A 4794-nucleotide genomic window follows, 5' to 3' on the forward strand; every position below is an offset into this window, starting at 1 on the left:
GCCCGTTGGGGGTCACCGCAACCGCGGTGACGTCACTGACAGCGGAGCCGCCCAGTGTCCTGTGCTGCTTGAACCGCTCGCTGGAATTGGAGACCGCCGTCAAGGAGACCGGCAGGTTCGCGGTGAACATGTTGCGCACCGATCATCATGATCTGGCGAAACGCTTCGCCGGCATGCACGGGGTGCGCGGTTCGGCGAAGTTCGAAGAAGGGAACTGGAGAATCCTGCCGAGCGATGTCCCCGGGCTCTTTGACAGCCTCGTTACCTTCGACTGCCGCGTCGACGACATCGTCGAGGTGGGAACGCATTCCATTTTCGTCGGACTGATCACCGAAGCCCATTTCGGCGAGTCAGGTGACCCATTGGTCTACTGCGACGGCGCATTCGCCGGCCTGTCTCCGCTGTGAGAACTGGACTCCATTAGGAGTCGCTGACGTAGACCCAACTCTAGAAAGGAAAATTGCAATGACGTCTGTGTTGATCGTGGTCTCTGCCGCGAACCAGTGGACTCTGAACGACGGCACCACCCATCCCACTGGGTATTGGGCCGAGGAGCTGGCCCGGCCGCACCAAATTTTCGCGGCCGCCGGCTGGGACATCACCATCGCCACTCCCGGCGGAACGGCGCCGACGGTGGACCGGCTCAGCCTCGGATTCGCGGGTGGCTTGCCGACCAAGACCCGGGCGATCGCGGACTATCTGCACCAACACAATTCGGCACTGACGCATCCAAAGGCACTGGCCGATATCGACCCGAATGACTATGACGTGGCGTTCTACCCGGGGGGCCATGGTCCGATGGAAGACCTTGCCGGGGATGCCGACTCGGGCAGAATCCTGACCGCAGTGCTGGAATCCGGCAAGCCGCTGGCCTTGCTGTGCCACGGGCCCGCTGCCACCTTGGCGACGCAGCGCGAGGACGGAACGTGGCCCTTTGAGGGTTATCGAATGACGTCGCTTTCGAACGCCGAGGAGCGATTCAACCTGTTTACCCGCAAGGCCCAGTGGCTGCTGCAAGACCGTCTCGTCGAGTCCGGGGCTGTTTATTCCAAAGGCCGTTTTCCGCTAAGGCCTTACATAGTGGTGGACCGCAACCTCTACACCGGACAGAACCCGGCGTCGTCGGCGATGCTGGCACACAGACTGGTGACGGACCAAAGTTCGCCGGCGCTGCACATCTCGGTCAGCCGGTTGATCGCAGCCGATCCCATGACGACTTACGACGCAATCAGCGATATCACCACTATCGGCCAACGTAGCCCCGAAACCCATGCCGCCAAGTGGATCACCCACGGCAAGAAATTCAAGGGCTACAACCACATCGGCCCGCTGTACCGATGGAGCACTGTATGCAAGGTCACCGAGGACACGCCAGGACGGGCGTTCGCGTTCGATGTTGCGTGGCCGTCGAAGACCGGATGGCGCTACGACCTGAAAGCCGTCGAGGACGGAACCGAGGTCACTTTGACGACGACCAAAATGCAGCCCCAGGCCGCGCCGGTTCTCGCGATTCAAAGCATGGTCGGGGTCCACGACCGCGCCAGTCACCTCCGCGCCGGTATGGAGCGGACGCTCAAAGGCTTGGCAGACCAAGTGCAACCGAGGAGCCGCCGTCCCTCCGCACGGGCCAGGTAGCCCGTCGAATCAACAGCCGTCACCCCTTGCCGCACCTCTGCGTCGCGGTGAGGGGTGACGGCACATTAAGACCTGAAAGTATGCGATTCGGTTGGACCACGTCGGCGACGCGAGACCGTAACTCCCGGATTCAACTCTGCCCCAGTCTTTTCCGGCTGGTCGATGCGCTTGTCGCCCCGAACCTACTCACGCTATCAGCGGCAGATCAGATCCCTGCCCGTGCGGCGATGTCGTGTGCCAATGCAACGAGGTCATTCACAGTCTGGTGAACAGGGACGCCGGATTCGGCACGGTTGCGTGGGTCTTCTTGCGCACGGCGCAGGATGCCCTCGGCGATGATAGCGACCTTCCACAGCGCCAAGGCATGCCAAAAGGCCAGTTCAGAATCGGCCACGACGCGACCGGTGATGATGCAGTACCGTTCGATCAGATCCGCGCGGCGAGGATAGCCGGGTAGCAGCAGGGCGCGGAATTCAGGAAGGACTGTTTCGTCATTTTCTGGCCAATATGCCAGCGTGGTACCGAGATCGGCGATCGGGTCGCCCAGTGTGGCCAGTTCCCAGTCCAGGGCTGCCAGGATTTCGCCGTCGAAATCGGCGACCACGATATTGCGGAGGTGCAGATCGCCGTGGACCAGCGTCAGCTCACGTGGAGGCGGAACCGTGGCCCTGAGTCGATCGGTGAGCGAATCGAGTTCGGCCAGTTCACGTGTCTTCGACCGCTCCCACTGACTGGACCATCGCTTCAGTTGACGCTGCGCATACGGTGAGTGGCTAGCCAGATCTGCGAGGTTGACGGTGCCGAGGTCTACCGCGTGGATTCGCCCGAGCGTCTCAGCCAGCGCGATACCCGCGCTGTGGCGAGCTCGTGCTGGCAGACTGCGTGATGCTGACACATCGCTGATGACCACACCATCGACAAACTCCATGAGCACCAGAGGCACATCCCCGACTTCGGCGGCCTGGGCGACACCATAAATTCGCGGCACCGGGACGCTGGTCGACGCGAGGGCCGAAAGGATCCGCGCCTCGCGTAGAACATCGTGAGCCGAGTTCAGTAAATGGCCCATCGGTGGGCGGCGAAGCACCCACCGATGGCCGGCCGCGTCAGAGAGGATGTAGGTCAGATTGGATTGACCAACACCGAGGCGCCTAGCGGTTATTGGCGGTGCGAGATCCGAAACGAGCGTGCCCAACCAGGCAGTGAGCTCGCGATAATCGACACCGCGCACCGTGTCCAGCGAATCCCCCACCATGCCTTCCGAGGAGGTGGAACGATTGCCTGCCGGGTGATTCATAGGATCGCTCCTCCGTCGATGACCAGGGTTTGGCCGGTAATCCAGGCTGCGGCGTCGGATACGAGAAAAGCGATAGCCCGGCCAACGTCTTCGGGTTCGCCGATACGTGCCAGCGGCAGCGAGTCGATGAGGGTTTGTTCGTGTTCACGCCACAGCAGCTCTGAGAGTTTGGTGCGCACCACACCGGGCGCGACCGCGTTCACTCGCACGGTAGGCGCCAGTTCGACGGCACTTTGTCTGGTGAGCTGAATCAGCGCGGCTTTGCTGGCGTTGTAGACCCCAAGCTTTGGCTCGGTCGCCAGTCCCCCTATCGACGCGGTGTTCACGATCGCTCCGCCGTGCTGGCTCATCCACGCCCGCGCCGCCAGGGATGACCACATGATCGGGGCCCACAGATTGATGTCGATCGTTTTACGGAAGCCGTCGTACTGCTGCTCGGTCAGAAGACCGTACGCGGAATTCGTCGCCGCATTGTTGATAAGGATGTCGAGCCGTCCGAACCGTTCAATTGCGAAGACAACGCATCGCCGGGCGGCGTCTTCGTCAGTGGCGTGTGCGGCGAAGCCTATTGCACCGCTGATCTTTTCGGCGGCGGCATCTGCGGCTTCCTGCGTACGGGCTGTCAGGATAACGTTCGCACCCAGATCGGCAAGGCATCGTGCCGCGGCCTGTCCAATACCGCGAGATGCGCCAGTCACGAGTGCTGTTTTTCCTTCCAGACTCATACCGTCCACGTCAGGTGCCTCCTGCCGCGTCATCACGGAGGAGTCGCTGCTTCTGCAGTTCCTGACGGGCGATGGTTCGCTTGTGGACCTCGTCGGGGCCGTCAGCGATTCGCATCGCGCGCAGGTGCGCCCAGAATCCAGCGAGAGGCGTGTCTTCGGTCAGCCCGAGCCCGCCGTGGATTTGAATCGCACGATCGACCACCCCCAGAGCCACATTGGGAGCGTCAACCTTGATGCCGGCGATCTCCGTTTTGGCTTCCCTGTTACCGACGGTGTCCATTAGCCAGGCTGTCTTGAGGATCAGCAGTCGCGATTTCTCTATTTCGATGCGTGCTTCAGCAATCCAGTCGCGAACGTTGTCCCGCTCACTGAGCGGTGATCCAAAGGTAGTGCGGGAATCGGCACGCTGACAGAGTAATTCGAGTGCGCGTTCGGCCATACCGATCGCACGCATACAGTGGTGGATGCGCCCGGGTCCCAGCCGCGCTTGGCCAATGGCGAAGCCCTCGCCCGCACCCTTGAGAAGGTCGCTCGCCGGGACATGCACGTTGTCGAACTCGATCTCGGCATGACCCTCACGATCGTGATAGCCGAAGACAGCAAGGTTTCGCACGATCCGCACCCCCGGAGCATCGATCGGGACGATGACCATTGACTGCTGTCGGTGCGGGGACGCTGTTGGGTCCGTCTTTCCCATCACGATCAACATTCGACAGTTGATATGCAGCGCATTGGATGCGAACCATTTAGATCCGTTCAGCAGATAACCGTCACCGTCGCGGTCCATCCGCAGCTCGACGTTTGTGGCATCCGAGCTCGCCACCGCCGGTTCGGTCATGGCGAACGCCGAGCGAATGGTGCCGTCCAGCAGCGGTCGTAACCATCGTCGTTTGTGTTCGTCGCTACCGAAAAGCGTTAAGACTTCGATGTTCCCGGTATCCGGAGCGTTGCAGTTGCACGCTTCGGGCGCCAGTTGCGGACTGCGCCCCATGATCTCGGCGAGCGGGGCATATTCGAGATTGGACAATCCGGGGCCCCACTGTGGATGCGGATGAAACAAGTTCCACAAACCTCGCCGCCGCGCCTCACTTTTGAGATCCTCGACGATCACAGGGTGGTGATGAGGGTCGCCCGACT

At 61.6% G+C, this 4794-nt stretch carries 5 protein-coding genes; 2 read left to right on the forward strand and 3 right to left on the reverse strand.

What is annotated here, in order from left to right:
• Both WAN02_RS30570 and WAN02_RS30575 read left to right on the forward strand, forming a co-directional pair.
• Positions 1 to 407 (forward strand): flavin reductase family protein (locus tag WAN02_RS30570; protein ID WP_422269122.1); only part of this gene is annotated, 407 nt, incomplete at its 5' end.
• Between the two features lie 58 nt (positions 408 to 465).
• Positions 466 to 1635, forward strand: coding sequence for a DJ-1/PfpI family protein (locus WAN02_RS30575; protein ID WP_422269123.1), 1170 nt, complete (start codon positions 466 to 468; stop codon positions 1633 to 1635).
• A 205-nt stretch (positions 1636 to 1840) separates the two neighbouring features.
• On the opposite strand, the gene WAN02_RS30580 is transcribed toward WAN02_RS30575, so the two are convergent.
• From WAN02_RS30580 to WAN02_RS30590, 3 genes are all read right to left on the reverse strand, one after another.
• Positions 1841 to 2890 carry a phosphotransferase family protein gene (locus tag WAN02_RS30580; protein ID WP_422269125.1) on the reverse strand — a complete coding sequence of 350 codons (1050 nt, stop codon included), beginning with the start codon at positions 2888 to 2890 and terminating at the stop codon, positions 1841 to 1843.
• 38 nt (positions 2891 to 2928) lie between these two features.
• On the reverse strand, positions 2929 to 3666 hold the full coding sequence (locus tag WAN02_RS30585; protein ID WP_422269126.1) for an SDR family oxidoreductase: 738 nt from the start codon (positions 3664 to 3666) through the stop codon (positions 2929 to 2931).
• 1 nt (position 3667) lies between these two features.
• Positions 3668 to 4794 (reverse strand): acyl-CoA dehydrogenase family protein (locus WAN02_RS30590; protein ID WP_422269124.1); only part of this gene is annotated, 1127 nt, incomplete at its 5' end.

Source organism: Mycobacterium sp. (genome assembly GCF_049281135.1).
Taxonomy (GTDB): domain Bacteria; phylum Actinomycetota; class Actinomycetes; order Mycobacteriales; family Mycobacteriaceae; genus Mycobacterium.